The sequence below is a fragment of the Chamaesiphon polymorphus CCALA 037 genome, from assembly GCF_003003845.1.
GTDB lineage: Bacteria > Cyanobacteriota > Cyanobacteriia > Cyanobacteriales > Chamaesiphonaceae > Chamaesiphon > Chamaesiphon polymorphus.
This window is the reverse complement of sequence record NZ_PVWO01000546.1, coordinates 1-3,655: the sequence shown is the minus strand read 5'-3', so window position 1 is coordinate 3,655 and position 3,655 is coordinate 1. Positions and strand designations below refer to the sequence as shown.

The 3,655-nt window shown below is 45.2% G+C and carries 4 protein-coding genes; all 4 read right to left on the bottom strand.

Annotated elements, in window-relative coordinates:
- Positions 1 to 167: 167 nt before the first annotated feature.
- Genes C7B77_RS26110 through C7B77_RS26095 form a run of 4 tightly spaced genes read right to left on the bottom strand, consistent with a single transcriptional unit; the run spans position 168 to position 3,402 of the window.
- Entirely contained in the window at positions 168 to 779 is a 612-nt protein-coding gene (locus C7B77_RS26110) for a PulJ/GspJ family protein (protein ID WP_106311880.1), read from the bottom strand.
- A 12-nt stretch (positions 780 to 791) separates the two neighbouring features.
- Positions 792 to 1,277: a pilus assembly FimT family protein gene (locus C7B77_RS26105; protein ID WP_106311877.1), complete on the bottom strand. Its 486-nt coding sequence runs from the start codon at positions 1,275 to 1,277 to the stop codon at positions 792 to 794.
- Positions 1,255 to 1,758, bottom strand: coding sequence for a PulJ/GspJ family protein (locus tag C7B77_RS26100; protein ID WP_106311874.1), 504 nt, complete (start codon positions 1,756 to 1,758; stop codon positions 1,255 to 1,257). The genes C7B77_RS26105 and C7B77_RS26100 overlap by 23 nt, the downstream gene beginning before the upstream one ends.
- Entirely contained in the window at positions 1,759 to 3,402 is a 1,644-nt protein-coding gene (locus tag C7B77_RS26095; RefSeq protein ID WP_106311871.1) for a hypothetical protein, read from the bottom strand.
- Positions 3,403 to 3,655 lie beyond the last annotated feature (253 nt).

Here is a 3,655-nt window from a genome sequence, read left to right as displayed (position 1 = left end):
GGCAAATGAAGATTGATGATGCTCGCTGTAAACTTACTTCTCTTTACCCTAATATTGAATTTTGACACTGCACTAGTATTTAATCCTCACTCCCAACTCCTCACTCCCAACTTTCCCAAATAGTAGGTTCATTTATGCCGGAGACTACTAGGGTTGACAAGTTGTGGCTATTGTGTTCTGGCAAAAACTTGAGTACTAATTGTCAAAGTTTGAGGATTGCTACAGGTATTTTCAGGTGATGACGGCGGACAACTCTGTCCGGTGAGAGAGAGGGTAACTTGGCGCGAGGCAGTTATAGTGGGAACTGGAAACCCACCAGTTTTGATGGAGTCAACCAAGGCATTTCCTTCATCATTAGTTATAGTGGCACGATAAATGATTTGTGGCCCTTGCCATACCGGACTGGTTGCGCTTGGTAATTTGTCTCGCACATAGTAAGCAACTTGAGATCCGCCTGGAGTTCCTAGTGCTTTAGTCACAAACAGCACACTTGAATAACCTGCGGGAACTGTCCAGCCTGTCCAGCTTGGTGGAATTGATGTCGAAATATTGTTGGATTCTCGAAGATCGTCTGATATAAAGTCCAGAGCACGGTTGAGTTCCATGCGGAGATCGGTTTTCGACTTAGCTTGGAGATCGTAATTGAGAATCAGCACTAAACCACTACCGCCGACGGTGATAATAATTCCGGTAATTGCTATGGCTATTAATAGCTCTGCCAAAGTAAAGCCTGTGACTTGGCTTTGACATTTAAATTTTGAGAAGATCTGATAGTTCATTTATTTCATTATTTACTGCGTATTACAGTTGCTGCCATCGTAGCTCCCCGTTCTCATCAGTCCGATCCCAGTGGAGATTTCCAGACATTTCGGTGAGCCAGAACCATCTGGTAAGGAGAGTACAATTATGCCTCCATCGCTAGGATCGTTAATTCTGCCTTTAAAATCAAATGTTAGCGTCTCTAAACTCGGCGGACGATCGATATCGATATCTTGGATCGACCAATCGCTTGAATCTAAGCAATTGCTAGTTAACTGGACATTGACACCATTTGGAATTGAGACTACACAACTTTTACTGGTTTTAATTGCTTCTCTTTGTGCTTGTTTTAATGCCAATTCTACTCGCATCAAAGCATTTTCTACCTTCTTGTTATTTAGTAATGCCAAAAAGCTCTGAGTTGCCATCGTCGCCAAAAACCCAATTATTACAACGATGATGACACTTTCGGCTAAGGTAAACCCTCGCTCGTGCTTATGGGCAGTTGAGAGCAGCATGGGGAATTACCTCTGTATAAAGTTTGGCGATCTTTAAACCAGACGCTGAAGTTACGTGATATCTGATTTCTAGAACATCATAAGGCGGAATAGTTCTCGGATTAGCAGTTCTGGTCAGTATGAAATTATTGGCATTGATTGTTTTATTGAGAGTCATATCGGTCGGCGCATCTAAACCATTGCTTGCGGGAATGGCATCGCGGAAGCCTTGCGCATAACCAGAACTACTATCGATCGCATTACATTTAGAACTATCAGAGTACTGACTCGCTCGAAACTTCACCGTTTCTAAGTCTGCTTCAATCCAGGTTGTCGCTTCAGCCTTCTCTCTGGCAATGACTCGAACGGCAGTAGCTGCTAACAGCAGTTGCAAACTAATCGTGATAAATGTTGTAACGAGCATCATCGCCACAACCGCTTCAATCATTGAGAAACCTCGATCGTCATTGGGTTGAAATAATTTGTGCTGACAAAGTTGCATTTATTGTGCCCCCTGTCTTCGCCATGATTTAATCGAGCCAATAGAGATGGCAGACTGTATTTGAACCACCGTGTTTCCTAAATCGGCTTGAACCATTCCGGTACTACAACCAGAGGAATTAGAACTTTTGAACACCTGCGACCAGACCCCACCTCTAATTTGACCTTGAGAGATATCGACGATCGCTGCGGGTGCAAAAATAAACCCATTGACCATGGTCGTATCACTTATTTGGAAATTTTCCATTTTGTAGGCCGTTCCCCAAGTACCACCAGAGCCGTCAGCCCCATAAATTTCTAAGTTACTGGCAAGTCCGGTATTGTTGATAGATGGCGGCGTATTTGCCGTGGTATCGTATTGCCAATTCGTTGTATTTTGAAAGCTGGTATTCGCTGGGGAATAACCATTGATGTAAGATGTCACTGGCGTAGATGTGCCCGCACAAGCATTTGCTGGGATACCACTCGATGTACCACTAATAGATACATTGCCTCGCACGTATAGCACCACTTTTGTGCCTGGTGGTGGGTCGATAATTACACCCCCACTACTTAATTTAATCGAGTCACCGCCAGCAGAACCACTATTAGTAGTACTAGAACTGCTCGTGGTAGAGTCAACCAGATAGCTATAGACGCCCCCAGTTGGAGTATCGGTGGTGACATTAAAAGTGGTGGGATAAGGGGTACCAAATTTGTCAGAGCTAGAACAGTTGGTACCAGTTAGTCCAGTTGTCCGTGACGTCGTGGGAATTCTGGGGAGGACAATGTAGCAACTGGCAAGATCGAGCGGCGGCAGGCGATAAGCTGTTGTCGGCGGTTGCGGAAGGGGGGGTAAGGTGCTAGGGTTAGCAACGATACTCGGCACCGTACCGTTGTAAATAGACTTGACGGCAGCACCATCCTGTTGGAGCTTGGCGGTACTGATTTTGCCCGTATCGAAAGACGTACCGTTGACACAAACACTAGCATTAATGGTGCCAGAGGTGGAGACATCGATCGGATCTGAGCTGCCATGTACCCAGATTCCTGGTACTGAGGGACTGGCACCACTATTAATCGGAAACTCAATTGCTAGCGCGGTTGTCGAGTTACCAAAGGTTATTTCTGTGCTACTTGTCGCGCTAGCGGCGTCATTTTGAGATCTGGCGCGTCCTTCGATCTCAAGTTTGCTCATTCCTGGTGTTGGGGTATTTGGCTCATAACTTACGACTCTAAATTCGCCCAATTCACGCCAGTCAGCATCTGTATCATTTATATTCAGCCACTGGGCAGATCTACTCCTGACAATCAATTTTGACTCTTCAGTTGTTGGCGTCGAACTGGTTGAACTGGTCGCACAAGCAGGCGTTGATGTGGCGATCGTCGAGGGACTAACAGGCCATGTGGTAGCAGATTGTTTTGCTAAGACAGGATATTTCTTTAACAAAGCTAGTATCCGAGTAACTCCAGCTTCTGACACGCCTAAGCTATCTGCTGTGGCTTTTTGGGCAATGGCAGTCGATCGATCGGCCTGAGAACGGACGATCGTGGTCACGCCAACCACCATCACGATTAGACCGATCCCAATGGCCGCAGGCAACGCAAAACCCTGCTCTCTAGCAGCGTAGTATTTGCAATAATATTTTAGCTGCCATTTATTCATTTATCTTCATCTTAAGTAGTTCAAAAAACTTAATTTGATAAATCAGCTCGAGTCATTAGCACCATCAGCCAATCTTCAATTACTTTCGCAGGAGGTATATTATTTGACAGCCTCTCTATACTATTTATTTATCCCCATTTACTCCTGAAATCTTTCAGTGAAAATACGCAAATTACAAGAGCTAAGTAAATTTGGGCAGTGCTGGATTCACGTGGGGAGCGGGGAGCGGGGAGCGATTCGCGCACGCCTTTGT

Excerpts from the sequence above, each read along its gene's own strand:
- C7B77_RS26110 (WP_106311880.1), bottom strand. The coding sequence starts at position 779 with ATGAACTATCAGATCTTCTCAAAATTTAAATGTCAAAGCCAAGTCACA.
- C7B77_RS26100 (WP_106311874.1), bottom strand. The coding sequence starts at position 1,758 with ATGCAACTTTGTCAGCACAAATTATTTCAACCCAATGACGATCGAGGT.
- C7B77_RS26095 (WP_106311871.1), bottom strand. The coding sequence starts at position 3,402 with ATGAATAAATGGCAGCTAAAATATTATTGCAAATACTACGCTGCTAGA.
- C7B77_RS26105 (WP_106311877.1), bottom strand. The coding sequence starts at position 1,277 with ATGCTGCTCTCAACTGCCCATAAGCACGAGCGAGGGTTTACCTTAGCC.